The organism is Mycobacterium sp. NGS68 (genome assembly GCF_059812195.1).
The window spans coordinates 15,166-35,261 of the sequence record NZ_JCALCE010000047.1; the positions used below are offsets into that span (position 1 = coordinate 15,166).

Annotated in this window: 14 protein-coding genes; 4 read left to right on the forward strand and 10 right to left on the reverse strand. The window is 69.1% G+C overall.

From position 1 onward, the window contains the following. Positions 1–160 precede the first annotated feature (160 nt). The 8 genes from AC5Y5V_RS28750 to AC5Y5V_RS28785 form a co-directional block, all read right to left on the reverse strand. Complete coding sequence (locus tag AC5Y5V_RS28750; RefSeq protein ID WP_499942052.1) at positions 161–814, reverse strand: GAP family protein; 654 nt, start codon at positions 812–814, stop codon at positions 161–163. Between the two features lie 14 nt (positions 815–828). Continuing rightward, positions 829–2,559: a fatty-acid--AMP ligase FAAL21/FadD21 gene (gene fadD21, locus AC5Y5V_RS28755; RefSeq protein WP_499942055.1), complete on the reverse strand. Its 1,731-nt coding sequence runs from the start codon at positions 2,557–2,559 to the stop codon at positions 829–831. Between the two features lie 30 nt (positions 2,560–2,589). Next, positions 2,590–4,479: an adenylyl-sulfate kinase gene (cysC, locus tag AC5Y5V_RS28760; protein WP_499942057.1), complete on the reverse strand. Its 1,890-nt coding sequence runs from the start codon at positions 4,477–4,479 to the stop codon at positions 2,590–2,592. After that, complete coding sequence (gene cysD / locus AC5Y5V_RS28765; RefSeq protein WP_499942058.1) at positions 4,479–5,396, reverse strand: sulfate adenylyltransferase subunit CysD; 918 nt, start codon at positions 5,394–5,396, stop codon at positions 4,479–4,481. The genes cysC and cysD overlap by 1 nt, the downstream gene beginning before the upstream one ends. Continuing rightward, positions 5,393–6,196, reverse strand: coding sequence for a trehalose 2-sulfotransferase (gene stf0, locus AC5Y5V_RS28770; protein WP_499942060.1), 804 nt, complete (start codon positions 6,194–6,196; stop codon positions 5,393–5,395). Before stf0 ends, cysD begins: the two co-directional genes overlap by 4 nt. 78 nt (positions 6,197–6,274) lie before the next feature. After that, entirely contained in the window at positions 6,275–8,290 is a 2,016-nt protein-coding gene (locus AC5Y5V_RS28775) for a serine/threonine-protein kinase (RefSeq protein WP_499942063.1), read from the reverse strand. Between the two features lie 157 nt (positions 8,291–8,447). After that, a complete protein-coding gene (locus AC5Y5V_RS28780; protein WP_499942065.1) occupies positions 8,448–10,520 on the reverse strand; it encodes a serine/threonine-protein kinase in 2,073 nt (690 codons plus the stop codon). A 74-nt stretch (positions 10,521–10,594) separates the two neighbouring features. Next, complete coding sequence (locus AC5Y5V_RS28785; RefSeq protein ID WP_499942068.1) at positions 10,595–12,187, reverse strand: PucR family transcriptional regulator; 1,593 nt, start codon at positions 12,185–12,187, stop codon at positions 10,595–10,597. An 84-nt stretch (positions 12,188–12,271) separates the two neighbouring features. Here AC5Y5V_RS28785 and pruA point away from each other — a divergent pair, with 84 nt between their 5' ends. Continuing rightward, positions 12,272–13,915, forward strand: coding sequence for an L-glutamate gamma-semialdehyde dehydrogenase (gene pruA, locus AC5Y5V_RS28790; RefSeq protein WP_499942071.1), 1,644 nt, complete (start codon positions 12,272–12,274; stop codon positions 13,913–13,915). Further along, positions 13,915–14,901, forward strand: a complete 987-nt coding sequence (locus AC5Y5V_RS28795; RefSeq protein WP_499942074.1) for a proline dehydrogenase family protein — start codon at positions 13,915–13,917, stop codon at positions 14,899–14,901. The genes pruA and AC5Y5V_RS28795 overlap by 1 nt, the downstream gene beginning before the upstream one ends. Here the strand turns inward: AC5Y5V_RS28795 and AC5Y5V_RS28800 are convergent. After that, positions 14,898–15,764: a YVTN family beta-propeller repeat protein gene (locus AC5Y5V_RS28800; protein ID WP_499942076.1), complete on the reverse strand. Its 867-nt coding sequence runs from the start codon at positions 15,762–15,764 to the stop codon at positions 14,898–14,900. The genes AC5Y5V_RS28795 and AC5Y5V_RS28800 overlap by 4 nt on opposite strands. 694 nt (positions 15,765–16,458) lie before the next feature. Between AC5Y5V_RS28800 and AC5Y5V_RS28805 the strand changes: the two genes are divergently transcribed. Both AC5Y5V_RS28805 and AC5Y5V_RS28810 read left to right on the forward strand, forming a co-directional pair. Further along, positions 16,459–18,738 carry a patatin-like phospholipase family protein gene (locus AC5Y5V_RS28805; RefSeq protein ID WP_499942078.1) on the forward strand — a complete coding sequence of 760 codons (2,280 nt, stop codon included), beginning with the start codon at positions 16,459–16,461 and terminating at the stop codon, positions 18,736–18,738. Then, positions 18,687–19,964: a DUF3376 domain-containing protein gene (locus tag AC5Y5V_RS28810; protein WP_499942082.1), complete on the forward strand. Its 1,278-nt coding sequence runs from the start codon at positions 18,687–18,689 to the stop codon at positions 19,962–19,964. Before AC5Y5V_RS28805 ends, AC5Y5V_RS28810 begins: the two co-directional genes overlap by 52 nt. Here AC5Y5V_RS28810 and AC5Y5V_RS28815 read toward each other — a convergent pair. Continuing rightward, positions 19,965–20,096 (reverse strand): hypothetical protein (locus AC5Y5V_RS28815; RefSeq protein WP_499942085.1); only part of this gene is annotated, 132 nt, incomplete at its 5' end. It abuts the gene before it with no gap.

Genomic DNA, 20,096 nt, shown 5'->3' on the forward strand with positions numbered 1-20,096 from the left:
TCCGGCGGCTTTTTCGCAGTGGCTTCACTCTCGACGAAGCGTGCCGCCGCACGCGGCGAAGCGTGCCGGCGCACGCGACGGAGCTGTCGCCAGTCGCCACTAGCGAAGATCCGGCCACCGAATCTGCGGCCTCAGAACACGTTCGGCGGACGAGAACGCGCTATAACCCCAGCACGCCGGCGACGAGCAACACGCAGCCGACTCCGGTGAGCAGCGCGGCGACCTCGACGCGCCGCCGCGACCGGATCCACTCGTTGAGCGTGGCCATCCGCGCCCGAGTCGCGTCGGGGGCCAGCAGATACGCGACGAGCGGGATCTCGACCAGCGCGAAGGCGACGACATTGAACATCACCAGCGCCCCGACCTGCGTCCCGGCCGCCGCGCCGGACGCCAGGATGACCGCGAGCACGGCCAGGTAGTCCACCGACGGCAGCGCGATCCCCAGTCCGGCTACCGCGGCGATCCACAGCGACCGCCCGTCGAGCAGGCGCTGGACGCGGGCCGGCAACTGCCGGGGACCGGACGGCCCGGCGCCCGCGGCGGCCCGGACCGCCAACACGGCGGCGACCAGCAGGGCCAGCGCGCCGATCATGATCTGCACGAGCGGCAGCGTCAGATGGGTCGACGCGGTCAGCCGGCGGCGCACGACGAACAGCACGACCAGGCCGACCGTCAGGCCCATCGCGTAACCGCCGGACAGGAACGCCAGCAGCTGCAGCATCGGCCGCGGGCGGTTCAGCATCAACACGGTCATGCCGATCCGAAACGGTTCCAGGCTCACCGCGATCGCCATCACCAGGACGGTGATCCACACAGGGTTAATTCCGTTCAGGCGTCCAACCGGGTGAACTGCTGCTGGCGGTACTGCTCGACACAGGCGGCCCGCCTGATCTTGCCGCTGGTGGTCGTCGGGATCGAGCCGGGCGGCACCAGGACCAGGTCGGCGACGTTGAGCCCGTGCGACTTCGAGATCGCCGCGGTGACATCGTTCTTGACGACGTTGAGCTTCTCCTGCGCTTCCTCGACGGAGTCGCCGCGCTTCTTGACCTCGATGATGGTGACCAGTTTCTCCGTCTGATCCACCGGCACCGAGATCGCGGCGACCCGGCCGCCGGTGATCTCCTGGACCGTCGACTCGATGTCCTCGGGGTAGTGGTTGCGCCCGTAGACGATCAGCAGATCCTTCATCCGGCCGACGATGAACATCTCACCCTCGGAGACGAAGCCGAGGTCTCCGGTCCGCAGCCAGGGCCCTTCGGGGGTGCCGGGCGACGGGTCGGCGAGCATGCCGCCGAAGGTGCGGGCCGTCTCCTCCGGCTTCTGCCAGTAGCCCTGCGCGACGTTGTCGCCGCGCACCCAGATCTCACCCGTCGTACCCGCGGGGCACTCGATGCGGGTGTCGGGATCCACGATGCGCACCAGCGGCGACTGCGGCATGCCGTAGCTGAGCAGCGGTGCACCGTCGGCGTCGTCGGCGCGTTCCGCGGTGCCCGCGGACAGCTTCGCGGGTTCGAAATACACCACCGTCGGCGGGTTGCCGTCCTTCGGGCGGCTGGCGGCATACACCGTGCCCTCGGCCAAACCGTATGAGGGCAGCATCATTTCGTCGCGGAAGTGGTATTGGCCGAAGCGGTCCGAGAAGCGTTTCAGCGTGGCCGGGTGGATGCGCTCACTGCCGCTGATGATGCCCTGGCAGCCACCGAGATCGAGGCCGGCCATGTCGGCGTCGGTCGTCTTGCGCACGGCCAACTCGAACGCGAAGTTCGGCGACGCGGAAAACGGGTGGCGGGCGGTGGCCAGCGCCTGGATCCACCGGGCCGGACGCTGCAGGAACGCGATCGGACTCATCAGCTCGCCGCGCCAGCCGCCCAGGATGGGGGCGACGACGCCGAGGACCAGGCCCATGTCGTGGTAGAACGGCAGCCACGAGACCATCGTGAGATCGCCCGGCGCGACCCCCTTGGTCGACGCGAAGTACCCCGCCATCAGCTGCTGGAAATTCGCCATCAGGTTGCGGTGGGTGATCATCACGCCCGCCGGAAGGCGCGTCGAACCCGACGTGTACTGCAGGTACGCCGGGCCGGGCCCGTCGGTGAGGCGGATGCTCGACGGATTCTCGGCGTCCAGATCCAGCGCGTCGACCTCGATGATCGCGGCTTCCAGCGTGCCGACATACTCGGCGAGGGTCGGCGCGACAGCCTTCGTGGTCAGGATGACCGTCGGCGCGGTGTCCGCCAGCACGGCGCTCACCCGTTCGTCGTGGGCACCGGCCGACGGGACCGACAGGGGCACCGCGATCAGGCCCGCGTGCATCGAGCCCAGGAAGGCCACGATGTATTCCAGGCCTTGCGGCGCCAGGATCACCGCCCGGTCCCCGGCCGAGCCGTGCCGCCTGACCTCATGCGCCAGGTTCAAGGTGCGCTGGTACAGCTGAGCCCAGGTCAGGGTCTCGTTGACGCCCGACCAGTCCTGCTCGTAGTCGGTGAAGCTGAACGCCGTGTCGTCGGGCTGCAAACCGGCGCGTTCGCGCAACAGGGACAGGACGGACGAACTTTGCATGGCCGCTACGTTACCGTTCGGCCCCGGCACCTACCCGGGGTTTGCCGGCGGGCGGGGGCTGTAGCGGTCGAGCAGTTCGATCACTTGAGCGGCCAGCTCGTCGATGTCGGCGTCGGTGGTGTCGAGCACCAGCTCCGGGTTCTCCGGCGCCTCATATGGGGCGTCCACACCGGTGAGGCCCTTGAGTTCGCCGCTGCGGGCGCGTGCGTAGAGGCCCTTGGGGTCCCGCTTCTCGCACTCCGCCAGCGAGGTCGCGACGTGCACCTCGATGAACGGCAGCTTCGCGGCGTCGTTGAGGGCGCGCGCGGTCTCCCGGTCCGACTTCAGCGGTGACACCAGCGACGCCAGCGCCACCACCCCGGCGTCGGCCAGGAGTCGCGTCAAATGCCCTACCCGCCTGATGTTTTCGGTGCGGTCACCGGGCGAGAAGCCCAGGTCGTCGGACAGGCCGTGGCGCAGGTTGTCGCCGTCGAGCAGATAGGCCACCCGGCCCGACTCCACCAGCGCGCGCTCCACGGCCACCGCGACCGTCGACTTGCCGGATGCGGGCAGGCCGGTGAACCAGATCGTCGCGCCCGGCTGGCCGGTCGCCTGCCAGCGATGCCGGCGGTCCAGCGCCGAGGGATGCCACCGGATGTCGGTGCGGGCGTGCGTGCCCGGCTTGACCTCGCGCGCCTCGATGATGGTGCCGGCGCCGACGGTGTCGTTGGTGGTCTCGTCGATCAGGATGAACGCGCCGCTGTCGCGGTTCTCTACGTACGGGTCGGCGACGACGACGGAGCTGGTGCGCAGCGTCACCGTGCCAATGTCGTTGAGCGCCAGCTCAACCGGCTGATCCAGCTCGTCCAGCGTCTCCGGGTCCAGCCGGGTGTGCAGCTCCTGCACCGTGGTCCGCACGGTCTTGGTCGTCTGCTTGAGCGCCAGCCGGTCACCGGCCCGCAGCGGGGTGTCGATGAACCAGCACACCGTCGCGTCCAGTTCGCGGGCGAGCACGGGAACGCTGGCGTCGTCGGCGCCGCTGATGAACACGTCACCGCGGCCCACGTCGATGTCGTCCTGCAGCTCGATCGAGACCGACAGCGGCGCGACGGCCGTGGTCCGGTCGTCGTCAAGAGTGTCCAGCGCGGTCACGGTGGAGCGGGTGCCCGCGGGCAGCGACACGACGGAGTCGCCGACGCTGAGCGTGCCCGCCGCGAGCCGCCCGGTGTAGCGGCGGCGCACGTCGTCGGTGGGGCGTGAAACCCACTGGATCGGCAGCCGCAGCCGCGAGGCTTCCGGTTGGGGCGCAGCCAGTTTGACGTTCTCCAGGTAGTCCAGCAGCGTCGGGCCGTCGTACCACGGGGTCCGGTCGGAGCGGTGCACGACGTTGTCGCCGAGCTTGGCCGCGATCGGGATCGTCGTGATTCTGCTGTCGCCGAGGCGCGCGGCGGTCTGGTCCAACTCGTCCTTGACCCTGCGGAACGCACCCTCGTCGAAGTCGACGAGGTCGATCTTGTTCACCGCGGCCACAAAATGCTTGATGCCCAAAAGCTTTGCGATCCGGGCGTGGCGTCGGGTCTGCCGCAGCACCCCGGCGCGCGCGTCGACCAGCAGGATCGCCACGTGCGCGTTGGACGCGCCGGTGAACATGTTGCGGGTGTAGCGCTCGTGGCCGGGGGTGTCGGCCAGGATGTAGCTGCGGGCGGCAGTGGAGAAGAAGCGGTAGGCGACGTCGATCGTGATGCCCTGTTCGCGTTCGGCGCGCAGGCCGTCGGACAACGCGGCCAGGTCGGCCACGCCGTCTTCGTCGGTCACGGCCTCGAGGTGGTCGAGCGGCAGGCTGTCGGTGTCGTGCATGAGCCGGCCGATCAGCGTGCTCTTGCCGTCGTCCACCGAACCCGCGGTGGTGATGCGCAGCAACTGGCGTGTCACGGGGCTCATCAGAAGTAGCCTTCCCGCTTGCGGTCTTCCATCGCGGCGGCGGAGGTGCGATCGTCGGCGCGGGTCTCGCCGCGCTCGGACACGGTCGCCGCCGAGATCTCGGTGATGACACCGGCGATGTCGGTGGCCGTGGAGCGCACCGCCCCGGTGATGGTCAGGTCGCCGACGGTGCGGTAGCGCACCCATTCGGTCGCCGCGGTCTCGCCGTTTTGCGGGCTGGTGTACTCCGACACCGCCAACAGGATGCCGTCGCGTTCGAACACCTCACGCTCGTGCGCGTAGTAAATCGACGGTATCTCAAGGTTTTCCAGCTCGATGTAGCGCCAGACGTCGAGCTCGGTCCAGTTGCTCAGCGGGAACACCCGAACCTGCTCGCCCTTCTTGATCCGGCCGTTGTACAACGTCCAGGGCTCGGGGCGCTGCGCCCGCGGATCCCACTGGCCGAACTCGTCGCGGAAACTCAGGATCCGCTCCTTGGCGCGGGCCCGCTCCTCGTCGCGGCGGGCGCCGCCGAACGCCGCATCGAAGTTGCCCTCCTCCAGCGCGTCGAGCAGGGTGCGCGTCTGCGCGCGGTTGCGGGAGGCGCTCGGGCCCGGGTCGGGGACGCGGCCCTTGTCGATCGACTCCTGCACCGACGCGACGATGAGCTTGTGCCCCTCGCCGGTGACCCGGCGGTCGCGGAACTCGATCACCTCGGAGAAGTTGTGCCCGGTGTCCACGTGCATCACCGGAAAGGGCAGCGGAAACGGCCGAAAAGCCTTTTCCGCCAGGCGAAGTAACACGATCGAATCCTTGCCCGCCGAGAACAGCAGCACGGGCCGCTCGAGTTCGGCGGCGACTTCGCGGATGATGTGCACCGCCTCGGCTTCCAACAGCCGCAGCTCGTCGACGCGCAGGGCGTCGGTCGCGGAAGTCATGTCGGGAGTCCCTCTCTCTCGGCGTCCGTCCGGTACCGGTCTACCCACTCGTCGGAACGTTGGTCGGCCTGCCGCTGCAGCACCGGCTCCGGCGCCAGGCGCGGGTCCAGACCCAGGCGCTCGAGGATGTCGGCCACCACCTGAGTCAGGTTGCGCCACAACACCGGATAGGAGATCTCGATCGGTTCCACCTTCTCTTCGGCGAACCAGTTCTTCCAGCCGACTTCCTGCGCCCGCAACATTTTCACCACATGCGCGATGGCGCCGGCGTGATACGTCGCGCGCGCGTCGCGCACCGGGTCCGGCCGGCCGCGCCAGACCCGGGTCTGCACGGCCCGCCAGAACGACACCGCCTGCGACACCACGTCGGGCCGGTGGATGTGGATGAGCAGCGGCTCCTCGCCGACGACGTCGCGGATGGCGGCCAGCAGGCCGTCACCGGACCGGTTCGGCAGTCCGCTCGCCCGGTCGAGCAGCAGCGGCGTCTGGTTCCACATCAGCTTGCCGCCCCAGACGCCGTTGGGCGTCTTGCCGGTCGTGCGGATGTAGTCGCGCCAAATCTCCGGCGGCGCGAGGTCGGGCGTGCCGACGTCCAGCGGGTCCAGCAGCGCCAGGATCGACTCGTCGTCGACTCCGGCGAACCATTCCCGCGGCTGTGGGGCCTGGCTGGTGGCGGGTAAGTATTGGAAGAACTCCGCGGGTTCGCCGGCCACCCCGGTCGCACGCAGCGATTCGACCAGCAGCGTGCTGCCACTGCGCTGGGACGCCAGGACCAGGTATGACGACGGGTTGTCTGCCATCCTGGCAGCCTAGCGGTAGGGAAATCCCGTGCAACACATTGCTTTACCTTCACGCTGAAGATAACCATTGCGCGGGCTCTAGTCGCTGGCGCGCTCGAATTTCACGTCTTCGTTGTACGCGCCGGCGCAGGGGCTGCCGATGACCTGCTTATGCCCGCGACCGGTCAACAACGGGATCGGGTCGGGCGCGGGCTGCGGGAGCGGAAATTCCCAATGCACCACGATTTGATCGTCGCCGCCGCCCGTGCAGTGGCTCTTGCCCGAGTAGTCGTAGATCCACTTGCCGCCGGCGAAGATGTACAGCTCGTCGCCCTCCTTGTAGGCCGCGTAGCTGACGCAGCGATCGCCGGTGCGAAGGCAGTAGGTCGTGAACGTGGTGTGCCACGAAGTCGGGTTGTAGCTGCCGTTGGGCGTTTGGGTCGCGTTGTAGCGGCCGTGGAATGCGCTGGCCGGGGACGTGACGAGCGCGGGCTGGGTGTCGGGGTCGGGCAGGCCGCTGACGTCGACGTCGCCGGTCCGGGTGAAGGTGACCGTGCGCTCGTTGCCGCAGGCCGAGTCATTGCTGTCGGCGCGGTAGGTGCCGGACAGCGTCGCCTCTGATCGCCCGCGCAGGGTGACGACCGACCAGTATTCGGCGGGGAACTTGCACGACGCGAAGTTGGGTTCGTTGGGCGGCGGCGCATTGAGCAGGTTCGCGGCGACCGCTTGCCACTGTCCGCCGACCTTGTCGAACGTGAACGTCGTCTGCAGTACGGGACCGCCCGTCGCGGTCGCCGTCGCGACGCAGACGGTGGAGCGGCACGACGAACGCACCGACCACTGCCCGGTCAACGCCGTCGAGCCGGGAAGGGCTTGCCCGCCGTGGGCGGTTGCCGGGCCGAAGTCGACGCGGTACACGCCGGTGAAGGGCCCGGTGTTCGGCGGCGGCGCGCTGCTCGTCGGGGCGGCGTCGGGACTGCCGGGCTGGTTGTCGCCGTTGCTGAGCGCCACCGCGATGACGACCGCGATCACCAGCGCCACCGCCGCGCCGACGGCCGCCAGCGCGATCCAGCCGCGGTTGCGCTTCGGCGGGATGGGGACCGGGACGGGGGCGAACCGCGTCGGCCCGGAAACGGGGGCGTACTGCGGCGGGCTGGGGCCAGGACTGGGGTTGGGGTTGGGGACGTTGGGAACGTGGGGAACGTTGGGAACGTGGGGAACGTAGCCGTACTGGGTCGGCGGCGCGGACCAACCGCCGTGATACGCCGGCGGCGTCTGCCACACCGGCTGGGGCACCGCGATAGGCGCGGTGATCGCCGCGCGGGCTGCGGTGGCCAGCTCCTTGGTGGTCGCGTAGCGCTCGGCGGGGTTCTTGGCCAGTCCCTTGGCGACGACGGCGTCGAGGCCGGTGGGCAGGTTGCGGCGCAGCGCCGACGGGCGTGGCGGCGGCTGCGTCAGGTGCCCGCCGAGCTGCTGCTCGAGGCTGTCGCCCGGGAAGGGTTGCATGCCGGTGAGGCACTCGTGCATGACGCAGGTCAGGGAGTAGATGTCGGCGCGGTGGTCGGCGTTTCCTGTGGTCAGGCGCTCGGGTGCGAGGTAGGCGTAGGTACCCAGCACGTTCCCGGCGTTGGTCAGCGACGTGTCACTGGTGTTGCGCGCGATGCCGAAGTCGATGAGGTAGGCGAAGTCGTCCTCGCCGACCAGGATGTTGGACGGCTTGACGTCGCGGTGGATCAGGTCGATGCGGTGGGCGGCATTCAGCGCCGACGCCACCTGCTCGACGATGTGCACCGCCCGGGCCGGCTCCAGCGGACCGCCGGCCAGGATGGCGTGCAGGTCGCGGCCCTCGATCAGGCGCATCGTCACATACAGCCGGCCGTCGATCTCGCCGAAGTCGTGGATCGGCACCACGTGCGGATCGTTGAGCCCTGCCGCCGAGCGGGCCTCCCGGCGGAAGCGCTGCTGGAACACCTCGTCGTTGATGTACTGCGCGGGCAGCACTTTGAGCGCGACCACGCGCTCGGTCACGGTGTCGAATGCCCGCCAGACCTCGCCCATGCCGCCGCGACCCAGCAGCGCAAGCAGCCGGTACCGTCCGAACGGCGTTCCCTCCATCACATCAGCGTCTCACCCGGCGCGCGGTTCAGCGACACCGTAAGTTCCGGGGTGCGGGCGAGGACCGGGGCCGCGCCGTTGCCCAACGTGCCCGTAGGGCGAATTCACGGCCACTTTTCGCCGTCAGAGCACGTCGGGCGCGGCGGGCGAGGACGGGCTAGTCGCCCGTGCGGTCGAATTTCACGTTCTCGTTGTACGAGCGCGCGCAGGCGCTGCCGATCACGTCGCGGTGCCCATGCCCGGTCAGCGACGTGATCGGGTCTTGCGGCGGCTGCGGCAGCGGCATTTCCCACGAAGCCTTGTCCTGCACGTCCTGGGTGCCGTTGCATTTGTTCTTGGCGTCGTAGTTCCAGACCCACTTGCCGTCGGCGTAGACGTAGACCCTGGCCTGTTCGACGTCGTAGCTGATGCAACGGTCGCCGGCCCGAAGGCAATCGGTCTGGATCTCCGAATCCCACGAGCTCGGCGGGTGGTTGTCCTGCGGGGTTCTCGTCCCGTGGTAGCGGCCCCGCCAGCCTTGGGCGGGGGACGCGACGCGTGGCGCCAGCCGGTCTGGGTCGGGCAGGACCTCGGGCGTGACGTCGCCGGTGCGGGTGAAGATGACGGTCCGTTCGGTCGCACACGGGCCGACCATGCTCGCGACGCGGTACTGGCCGACCAGCGTGCCGTCGGATTGCGGTTGCAGCGTCAGGACGGTCCAGTATTCGGCCGGGAAGATGCAGCCGTGAAAGCCCGACACGCCGGCCGGCGGGGCCGCGGGCGAGGCGACGCCGACCGCGTGCCACTGGCCGCCGAAGTCGTCGAAGACGAACGCCGACTGCAGGGTGGGCCCACCCGTCGCGGATGCCGTCGCCACGCAGCCGGCGGCGCCGCAGTGCGAACGCACCGCCCACTGCGCGGTCGACGGCGTCGCTCCCTGATCGATCTTCCCGTTGGTGGTCGAGGCGCTGAATTCGGCGCGGTACACACCCGTGAAGGGCCCGGCGTTCGTCGGGTTGGTGCTCGGGCTGCTGGGTGAGGGGCCGGCGGTCGGCTGTTCGCCGCCGCCACGCGAAAACACCGCGACGAGAACGACGGTCACGATCACCGCGACGACGGCGGCGGCGCCCCCCAACAGCATCGGCCGGCGCTTCCGGCCGCGCCGCTCGTCGTCGGACCGGGGAAGAACGGGGCTTAGCCGGCTGGGCAGGGTATGGGACTGCGTGGCGGCGGTTGGCGACACGCCGGGCTGTTCGGGCGGGGCCCGCCGTGGCGGTGGCTGTGGCGGCGGCGTGGGGCGCGGCGGCGTGGGGCGCGGCGGTGGCGGCGGCGGGGCTGGCCGCGGCGGCTGCGGCGGCGGTCCGCTGCGCGGCGGCTGCACGGGTCTCGACGGCGCCGGCCGCGGCGGCTGGGCCGGCCATACCGGCTGGGGCCCGACGGGTTCGGTGATCGCCGCACGGGCGGCGTAGGCGAGTTCCTTGGTGGTCTCGTAGCGGGCGGCGGGATTCTTCGCCATGCCCCGGCCGATGACGGCGTCCAGCTCGCCGGGCAGGCCGGGGCGGATCGCCGACGGGCGCGGCGGTGGCTGCGTCAGGTGCGCGTTGACCTGGTGTTCGAGGTCGCTGCCGGGAAACGGCTGTTCCCCGGTGAGGCACTCGTGCATGACGCAGGTCAACGAGTAGATGTCGGCGCGATAGTCGGCCTTGCCGTTGGTGACTCGCTCGGGCGCCAGGTAGGCCAGCGTGCCGACCACGGTTCCCGCGGTGGTCAGCCCGGTGTCGTCCTCGGTGCTGGCGATGCCGAAGTCGATCAGGTAGGCGAAGTCCTCGTCGGCGACCAGGATGTTGGACGGCTTGACGTCGCGGTGTACCAACCCGATTCGGTGGGCGGCGGCCAGCGCCGAGGCGATCTGGTCGATGATGTACACCGCGCGATCCGGCTCGAGTGGACCGTCCGCCAGGATGCTGTCCAGGTCGCGGCCCTCGATGAGGCGCATCGTCACATACAGCCGATCGTCGATCTCGCCGAAGTCGTAGATCGGCACCACGTGCGGCTCGTTGAGCCCGGCCGCCGCGCGGGCTTCCCGGCGGAATCGGCGCTGGAAAATCTCGTCGTGCGCGAGCCGGGGCGGCAGGACCTTGAGGGCGACCACCCGTTCGGTCACGGTGTCGAACGCCCGCCAGACCTCGCCCATGCCGCCGCTACCCAGCAACTCCGTCAGCCGGTAGCGCCCGAACGGTGTCCCGTCCACAGCGGCCTCCCTCGCAACCTGCGGTCCTGCGTTGCAGTCCGCAGAAACGATATCGCGCGCGGGCTAAGAAAGCGCTACGTCCTCTCGAGGACCCGCAAGCCCAGCGAAAACAGCAGCCGCACATCGGGATCGGCCAGCGAGGTGGACAACAGCTTCTCGATCCGCCGGACCCGGTAGCGAACGGTGTTGGGATGCACCTGCAGCCACTGCGCGACGGCGGCGACGTCCCCGAAGCTGTCCAGGTACGCGCGCAACGTCTCGGCCAGCACCGGATCCTGCGCGCGCAGGTCACGCACCCGGGGGTCGACGAGCCGTGGCTCGGTGCCGACGAGGGTGACCAGCTCGTCGAGCAGCACGGTCGTGCGTGCCTCGGCGAGCGAAATCACCTGTCCCAAAACCGGGTGCCGCTCGGCGGTGTCCAGCACGCGGTCCACCTCGTTGCGCGCCGCGGCGGCATCGGCGATTCGGGGTACCGGGGCGGCAATGGCGGCCCGCAGCTGCACACCGAGTTCGGTGCGCAACGATCCGATGGTGCCGCGCACCCACGACGCGATGGCCCGCGTCGACGCCGCCGACGGCAGCAGCACGTAGACCCGCGACCCGCGCGAAGCGACCTGGGCATCACGCCGAAAAGCGCTGGCGCTCAGCGCCAGAACATCGACGAGCCGGGCAGGCGGGGTCCCGGTGTCGGTGCCGTCGAAGCCGATCATGGCGGCCTTGGCGTCGGCGGAGATGCCGAGCTCGCGGGCCATCTCCGCCGCGTCGACGGGCGCCTCCGCCTCCACCAGGCCCAGCAGTTGCTGCACCCGCCGCGCATGGGTGGACGGCCGGGCCGCCAGCCGCGAAATGATCCGGGACGCAAGCACTGACGCGCCCCGCAACATCTCCTCGGCGTCGTCGGCCAGCGGTCGCGATCCCTGCTGCACCCAGATGGTGCCCGCGAACACCGGCGGCCGCCGAACCCCGGCGGACGGGTGGTGGATGCCGATCGCCAGGCGTGGCCGCAGACCCAGCTCCGGCCGTTCGGCGACCCGCACCACATCGCCGCCGGCGCGCAGCGCGTCGAAGATGCCCCACTGGCCGATCCACTCGAGATGCTCGGGCGGACCGGCGCGGCCGAGGATCGACAGTCGCCGCAGTTCGTCGGCCTCGTCGTTGGAGGCCGAATAGGCCAGCACATGGGACTGCGCGTCCTCGATGCTGACCATGCCGTGGATCCGGTCGGCCAGTGACTGCGCCAGGCCGAACAGGTCGGTGCCGGAGTCGTCCGCCGGGTCCGCGCGGTCCGCGTGATGCTCCAGCACGTGGTCGACCAGGCGATAGAGCCGCTCCCAGCGGGCCTGCGGTTCGACGGCCACCACCGCCGATCCCGCCGCGACCGCCTTGGCCACCAAGGTCTGCGACGGTTCCTTGACCAGGATCGCCACCGGCGCGCGCCGGGCCTGTCGGTCGAGCCAGCGCAGCGCCTCGTTGTCGCCGACGCCCAGCAGGAAGAACAGGTCGGCCGAGCCTGCGGCCGCCGCCAGGCCCAGCCGCACGTCGTCGGAGTCGATCAACGCGGCCGAAGCCACCGGAAGATCCAGGCCCCGTGGCGCGGCGATCAGGCTCACCAGGGTGGCGTCCAGCGCCAGCAGCAGCTGTCCCAACCCAACCCCGGCCGATCCCATATTGTCCGATCGTACTACTAGAGCGGATGATCGTTGTCTGATCAGCCAATCGATTGAGGACCGGCGGCGGGGACCCTGGCAAGCATGGATGCAGCAACCCAAGTCCCCGCCCCGGTGAACGAGCCGGTTCACGACTACGCCCCGCACTCGCCGGAACGCGCCCGGCTGCGCACCGAACTGGCCGCGCTGGCCGAACACCCGATCGACCTGCCGCACGTGATCGGCGGCAAACACCGCATGGGCGGCGGCGAGCGCATCGACGTGGTGCAGCCGCACCGGTACGCCGCGCGGCTGGGCACCCTGACCAACGCCGAGTGCGTCGACGCGGCCGCAGCCGTCGACGCAGCCATGGCCGCCAAGCGCGCCTGGGCGGCAATGCCTTTCGACGAACGCGCCGCCGTGTTCCTGCGCGCCGCCGACCTGCTGGCCGGGCCGTGGCGGGAAAAGATCGCCGCCGCAACGATGCTCGGCCAGTCCAAGTCGGTGTATCAGGCCGAGATCGACGCGCCGTGCGAGCTGATCGACTTCTGGCGGTTCAACGTCGACTTCGCCCGGCAGATCATGGCGCAGCAGCCGATCAGCGGCCCGGGGGAGTGGAACCGCAGCGACTACCGTCCGCTGGACGGCTTCGTCTACGCGATCACCCCGTTCAACTTCACCTCGATCGCCGGCAACCTGCCGACGGCGCCGGCGCTGCTGGGCAACACCGTGGTGTGGAAGCCGTCGGTCACCCAGACGCTGTCGGCGTACCTGCTCATGCAGCTGCTCGAGGCCGCCGGGCTGCCGCCCGGGGTGATCAACATGGTCACCGGCGACGGCCTCGCGGTGTCGGAGGTGGCGCTGGCCGACCCGCGGCTGGCGGGCATCCACTTCACCGGGTCGACGGCCACCTTCCAGCGCCTGTGGCAGCAGGTCGGCGCGAATATCGGCCGCTACCAGAGCTATCCGCGATTGGTTGGCGAGACCGGCGGCAAGGACTTCGTGCTGGCGCACCCGTCGGCGCAGCCGGATGTGTTGCGCACGGCCCTGATTCGCGGTGCGTTCGACTACCAGGGCCAGAAGTGCTCGGCGGCGTCGCGGGCGTTCGTCGCGCATTCGGTCTGGCAGCGGATGGGCGACAGCTTCCTGAGCGCGGCGGAAAGCCTGAGCTACGGTGACATCACCGATCTGACCAACTATGGCGGGGCGCTGATCGACCGCCGTGCCTTTGTCAAGAACGTCGACGCCATCGAGCGGGCGAAGGGCGCGCCCGGGGTCACCGTCGCCGTCGGCGGCGAATACGACGACAGCGAAGGCTATTTCGTGCGTCCCACCGTCTTCCTGTCCGACAACCCCGCCGACGAATCCTTTTCGACCGAATACTTCGGCCCGCTGCTGTCGGTGCATGTCTACCCCGACGACCAGTACGAGCGGATCCTCGACGTCATCGACACCGGGTCCCGCTACGCGCTGACCGGCGCGGTGATCGCCGACGACCGCCAGGCCGTGCTGACCGCGCAGGACCGGTTGCGGTTCGCCGCCGGCAACTTCTATGTCAACGACAAGCCGACCGGCGCCGTCGTCGGGCGCCAGCCCTTCGGGGGTTCGCGCGGTTCGGGCACCAACGACAAGGCCGGGTCGCCGATGAACCTGCTGCGCTGGACCTCGGCCCGCACCCTCAAGGAGACGTTCGTGCCCGCGACCGAGCACACCTACCCGCACATGGCCCGCGAGATGGGTCCGTCCTGATGACCGGCGTGTTCGCCGGCACCCTGCGTCCGGCCATCCTGGCCGCAAGCCGTCGAAAGGGCTTGCGCCGCGCCGCGGAACGACTGCCGGTCACCCGCAACGTGGTGCACCGGTTCGTGCCCGGCGAGACCGTCGCTTCGGTATTGGATAGCGTTGCCGCCCTGCGTGAATCGGGGCGCTACGTCAGCATCGACTATCTCGGCGAGGACGTGACCGACGTCGACGCCGCCGCCGCCACCGTGCGGGCGTACCTGCGGCTGCTGGATGCTCTGGGTTCGGATGCGTGCGACGGCGTGCGGCCGTTGGAGGTGTCGGTGAAGCTGTCCGCGCTGGGGCAGGCGCTGAACCGCGACGGCCGCAAGATCGCCCTGGACAACGCCCGCGTGGTCTGCGAGCGGGCCCAGCAGGTGGGGGCCTGGGTCACCGTGGACGCCGAAGACCACACCACCACCGACTCCACGCTGTCGATCTCCGGGGATCTGCGTGTCGATTTCCCTTGGCTGGGCACGGTTTTGCAGTCCTACCTGCATCGCACCCTGGGCGACTGCCGGGAGCTGGCCGCCGCAGGGGCGCGGGTCCGGTTGTGCAAGGGCGCCTACGACGAGCCCGCGTCGGTGGCCTACCGGGACGCCGCCGAGGTCACCGACTCCTACCTGCGCTGCCTGCGGGTGCTGATGGCGGGCAACGGATATCCGATGGTGGCCTCCCACGATCCGCAGATCATCGGCGCGGTGCCGGGTTTGGCCGGTGAATTCGGCCGCGACGTCGGCGATTTCGAATACCAGATGCTGTACGGCATCCGCGATGACGAGCAGCGGCGGCTGGCCGACGCCGGCAACCACCTGCGCGTGTACGTGCCGTTCGGCACGCAGTGGTACGGCTATTTCATGCGGCGGCTGGCCGAGCGTCCCGCCAACCTGACGTTCTTCCTGCGGGCGCTGGCCGAGCGCCCAGGCGACCGTCGAGTCGCCGATATCCGCAACTAGCGAGATTCGACCACCGACAGTGCGGTGCCGATGACGTAGACGGTGTGGGTGCCCGGGTCCACGGCGATCCCGTCCGGGCTCTTGCCGACCGGCAGGGTGGCGGTGACGGTATGTGTGGTGGCGTTGATCACCGCCATCGTGTTGTTCTCGTTGCTGGTGACGTAGACGCTGTGGGTGCCCGGGTCCACGGCGATCCCATCCGGGTTCTTGCCGACGATCACGGTGGCGGTGACGTTGTGCGTCGCGCCGTCGATGAGCGATACCGTGCTGTCGGCGTTGTTGGTGACGTAAACGGTATGGGTGCCAGGGTCCACCGCGACGGCGTATGGGTTCTTGCCGACGGACACGGTGGCGGTGACGGCGCGCGTCGAGGCGTTGATCAACGACACCGTGCCGTCGGCGTTGTTGGCGACGTAGACGGTGTTGGTGCCCGGGTCCACCGCTACTCCGTCCGGGTCCCTCCCGACGGGCACGGTGGCGGTGACGGTGCGCGTCGACGGGTCGATCATCGTCAGCGTGTTGGTGAAGTGGTTGGTGGAGTAGACGGTGTGGGTGACCGGATCCACCGCGACACCCCAGGGGAAGGGGCCGACGGGCACGGTGGCCGTGACGGTGCGCGTCGACGGGTCGATCATCGACACCGTGCTGGAGTAGTTGGTGACGTAGACGGTGTGACTGGCCGGATCCACCGCCACTGCCAGTGGGTTCTGCCCCCCGTTCGGTGTCTTGCCGACGGGCACGGTGCCGGTGACGGTGCGCTTGGAGGCGTCGACGATCGACAACGAGTTGTCCGCGTAGTCGGCGACGTAGACGGTATGGGTGCTCGGGTCGACCGTCACCCCGGACGGGCCTTTGGCGGGCACGGTCGCGAACCATCCGGTACGGGCCCGGGCCCGGGCCCGGACCCGGACCTGCGGACCGGGCCTGACATCCGGAGAGCAGCATGGATGACACGAGGCCACCGATAACCGCCAGCACGACGGTGAACGTCGGCGTCGGCACCAACCGGCAGCCGTTTCGGGTGGGTCGATCGTCACCGCTGCCGGTCATAGTGCTCTCCTGCCCGCTCTTGCCCGTATGTAGTGTGCGCGTGGCGCTGGCCGTTGTACAGAGATTCGGCGAGCAGACGCAAAATCCCCCGAAACGCCGCGGGCGCGGGTGCTTTTGCGTCTGTTCGCGCGGTGTAAATCGCCAGCAGCTCAGCGAAATTCGGCGTGCCGGGCTCGGGCTCGTTGGGCCGCATGGATTTCGGTCGCCTAGGAGACGAAAGGTCTGCCATCAGGACCGCTGGGCATCGTGCGTCGGAATCGAAAGCTGTTGGTAGCGGGCCCGTCCAAGGACGCTGTGCCCGACGCCTTTGCCGTCAACCCGCGCGGGGCGCCCCAAACGGGTGCCGAAGGCCGGGCGAACAAGTACGGCGGTTCGGCACCTTCGCCGGTTCGAGCTATCTCGGACACTCAAAAGCCGGTGCGGACCGGTGTGTGGGCCTACGCTGAAACGATGATAGGGGGACCGCCGGATTCCCTGCGGAGCCGCACTTTACGCTTGGCGCTTGCCATGCGCGGCGGGGTGAGCCTGGCGGTCTGGATCGGCGGCGCCGTCGCGGAGCTTGACCTGTTCCGTCGGGCGTGCAACGCCGCGGGAGCTTCGTCCGACGAATTCGACCTTGCCGCGGGAGAACACCAGGAGCATCACGTACGCGGCGTGCTCTACCGCGGACTGCTCGAGGACACGGCGTACAACCAGGTGCGAATCGATATCCTCGCGGGCGCGAGTGCCGGCGGTCTGAATGCGGTGCTATTCGCACTGGCACAGAACTGCTGTGTGGTCATGGACGAAACCGTGCGGTGCACCTGGGTAAGAGACGGATCCATCTGGAATCTGCTGCAGGAGAACGGGTATCACCGTATACCGTCGGTTCTGCAAGGCGATGGCAAGTTGTTCACCCTGATGCGGAGGGCGCTACGCACACTCGCCGGACCCGAACCCGAACCCGACCCGGCGGACCCACCGCCCCCGTTGCGCTATCCCGGTGAAGCGCCGCCACGGCTGACCGTGGAGCTGGCGGCGACGCTGCTCGATGACCCGCTCGACCCGACGCGCGACAATCGCGCGCGATTCTCGTTCACGAAAACCTTGGGATCGCTGGACTCCCGATACACCACGATCCCCAAAGACCGCCGCTCGAAGCTCGCCGAGGACGCGATCGACCGAATGGCGGTCGCCGCCAGGTCGACGTCCTCGTTCCCCGGAGCGTTTGAGCCCGCGGAAGTGCTTTCCGTAGCCGGTGCGGCGGGGCCCGGGAATGCGGGGTCACCCCGTGGGACCGCCGACGTGAATATGGCCACGGCCTTCATGCATGCCAGGGAGCCGGGCGAACCCCGCGAGCTGTTCCATGTCGTCGACGGCGGCATCTTCGACAACATTCCTATCGACCGCGCCCTGCGGGCCATCCAGCGTTCGCCCGCCACCGAACCGTCGGCGCGGCGACTCATCTACCTCGACCCCGAACCCCCGCTGGCCACCCCGCCGAACCTGAGTCCCGACGACACCAGCGCACTCGCCTGGCTTCCGGTGATCCGCCGCTCGACGGCGCTGAAGCAGCGCACCGAAACCGCGGACGGCGAACTCGGCGCGATCGGCCAACACAACGAGTCGGTTCAGGACGCACTGGGTCGCCAGGCGATGCTGGCCGCGGAGCTGTCGGAAATGCACTTCGCCGGCGGCGCCGAGCAGAAAGCGGAACTTGTCGAGGCGTATCGGCGAGCGCGCATCGCCGAGGACAGCGAACGCTTCACGGACCTGCTCACCGATCCGTGGAGCGAACTTTGCCGGCCACCCCGCGACGCAGGCGACTACCGGGCGCTGGCCGCGAAAGCCGCTCTGAACCTGCACAGTTGGGTGGCCGACGCATACGAGGCAGACACCGGGCTGGCCGACGACATCTATGCCAGAATCGGCGAATCCCGCGTTCTGATCGGATGGATCCACGCGCTCGAGGACCTGGCGGAAGAAGCGGCAATCCGGTCCGTCGCTGTCGCCGACGCCACACAGCCAGTCGAACCGCGCACGCCGGCGGAACAACTCAGGGCCTGGAAGCAGACCTGCTACCGCTGCCTGACCACCCTGATCGCGGCCAAGCAATACGCCGTCGACGAGATCCTGACCGCGCCGCTGCGCGGGCCAAACCGACCCGACTACGACGACAAGCTGTTCATCGACAAGTTGCGCGAGAGCCGCGAAATGCAAACCGGCCTACAGGTGCCGACGCGGCTGACCGCGATGATTGACGACGGCACCTCGGAAGAGTTCTACAACCGCCTCGGTGAAAACTTCATCGACGCGGCGGCAACACCCGACGGACCGTTGGTGCCCTTCCTGGAGACGATCGGCGATCGACTGGACGCGCTGAAGGCGGCTGTCGTGGGCCGCTCCGCCCGCTGGATGGCGCACCTGCCCGCTGTCGAAGAGTCGGCGAAGTGGCGGCAGAAGTGGGAATCGTCGCTGTACTGGCAGTTCTACTCCGAAAGGTGGCGTGACAGGCCGCTGCGCGACCTGTACCAGCTCGTCACTACCGTGGGCGGCCCGGTGGCCTCGCCGCTGGTGCGGTTCCACAGCATCACCAGCGACGAACCTCCTGCCCAGAAAATTCTGACGGACGAGTTCGCGGTGCTGATCGAGGGCGCGCGAACCAAGAAACTCGAAGCCTGGCTTCGGCAGTCGCCGCAGGGGGTGCCGAGTCGCGACCCGGTGCGCTGGCCCGAAATGGAGCGGGCGATCGCCGAATCCAGCACCGGCCGCTGCTGGCGGACGCGAAGCTCAGCGGCAACGTCCTGAACCGGTTCGGTGGATTCTTCCGGGCCCGATGGCGTGAAAACGACTGGCAATGGGGACGTCTGGACGCCGCCGCGGGCATCGCGCGAATGCTTCTCGACGGCGCGCCCGATGGCGCCGCCGACGACACCGTCGCCGACCTGCAGCGGTCCATCTTGCGAGAGCCTGGTGCGAACGTCAGGGCGATCGTTCAGACCGCGGGTGCCGACGGGCTGGACACCATCTCGCCCCGGTACCGATTCTCCCTCGCGTCACGCATCGCGCCCTTGGTGTACCGAGCACTGTGGGCGCCAAAGGAATCTGGACTGTCGGTGCAGGACTTCGGTGGAGTCGTGGTGCAGGCCATCCTGCGGCCGTTGGCCGTGCCGCTGGTGCTGATCGCCGATCCGTTGCGGTTGGCGTGGGCGCTGGTACTCGTCCTGGGCTCGGCGGCGGCGCTGGGCGCGGGCAGCAGTCCCGCGCTGTGGCAGGCCATTACGTCGGCAATCCTCTTCGGCCTGGCCCTCTGGATCTTCCTGCGCGCACGCAAGGCGTACTCGAAACGCCGCACTCTGCGCGACCAGCTTGCCACGATCGGCCACAGCGAGGATTGGATCAGGCTTCTCGACGCGACGAGCACCCGGCTCTGGCGTAACTGCTCCTGGGCGCTGGCCGGGATAGTGGCGGCGTCGGCGCTCTACGAATTCGTGGTCGTCGCACTGCGCGTCTGTCATCACAATCACCCGACGTTGGACGTGCCGAGCGAGGCCTTCTTCGCCTGGCTGTCGGGAGTCTTTTTCGCGCAATACTTTCTGAATCAGCGCGCCTACCGCGTCGCCCCAGCGCTGAAGCCCAGCAAGGGACGCACCGCGTGGGGGATTGCTACCGGAATCGCCGCGGTCGGAGTCATCGCGCTGGCCGAATTCATTGCGCACTATCAAAACTGGGGTCTGCCGGACAGCGTGCAACACCAGCCGTGGTGGGACTCCTGTCCGGCGACGTGGATTATCGCGGCGGTCGCGGTCGGGCTGCTGACGCACGTGTCGTTGTGGGGTTGGACCAAGAGGGCGCCGGCGGCGGCCGTCATCGTCGTCGCGGCCGCACTGGCCGGCCTGTTACAAGCCTTCTTCGATCACGGCGCGAGGTTCGACGACCTGCTCCCCACCGTGGTGTGGATTGCAGTCGTGGCATGCGTCCATCCGGTGATTCCACCACGCGGCGCTGATGAGGACTACGGCGAAACCAGGTAGCTAAGGGACTTCGTCGTCGTCGTCGTGTGGTGCGGTGAGCTTTTCGGGGTGGTGGAACGTGTTGGTGCGGGGTTGGCCGTGGTCGAGGTGGGCTGGGGGGATCCATTCGGTGTCGCCGTGGGTGTTTTTTCG

What these genes read in the sequence shown, in the direction of transcription:
- AC5Y5V_RS28775 (WP_499942063.1), bottom strand. Translation starts at nt 8,290, where the DNA reads ATGGAGGGAACGCCGTTCGGACGGTACCGGCTGCTTGCGCTGCTGGGT.
- AC5Y5V_RS28785 (WP_499942068.1), bottom strand. Translation starts at nt 12,187, where the DNA reads ATGGGATCGGCCGGGGTTGGGTTGGGACAGCTGCTGCTGGCGCTGGAC.
- stf0 (WP_499942060.1), bottom strand. Translation starts at nt 6,196, where the DNA reads ATGGCAGACAACCCGTCGTCATACCTGGTCCTGGCGTCCCAGCGCAGT.
- cysC (WP_499942057.1), bottom strand. Translation starts at nt 4,479, where the DNA reads ATGAGCCCCGTGACACGCCAGTTGCTGCGCATCACCACCGCGGGTTCG.
- pruA (WP_499942071.1), top strand. Translation starts at nt 12,272, where the DNA reads ATGGATGCAGCAACCCAAGTCCCCGCCCCGGTGAACGAGCCGGTTCAC.
- fadD21 (WP_499942055.1), bottom strand. Translation starts at nt 2,559, where the DNA reads ATGCAAAGTTCGTCCGTCCTGTCCCTGTTGCGCGAACGCGCCGGTTTG.
- cysD (WP_499942058.1), bottom strand. Translation starts at nt 5,396, where the DNA reads ATGACTTCCGCGACCGACGCCCTGCGCGTCGACGAGCTGCGGCTGTTG.
- AC5Y5V_RS28805 (WP_499942078.1), top strand. Translation starts at nt 16,459, where the DNA reads ATGCGCGGCGGGGTGAGCCTGGCGGTCTGGATCGGCGGCGCCGTCGCG.
- AC5Y5V_RS28795 (WP_499942074.1), top strand. Translation starts at nt 13,915, where the DNA reads ATGACCGGCGTGTTCGCCGGCACCCTGCGTCCGGCCATCCTGGCCGCA.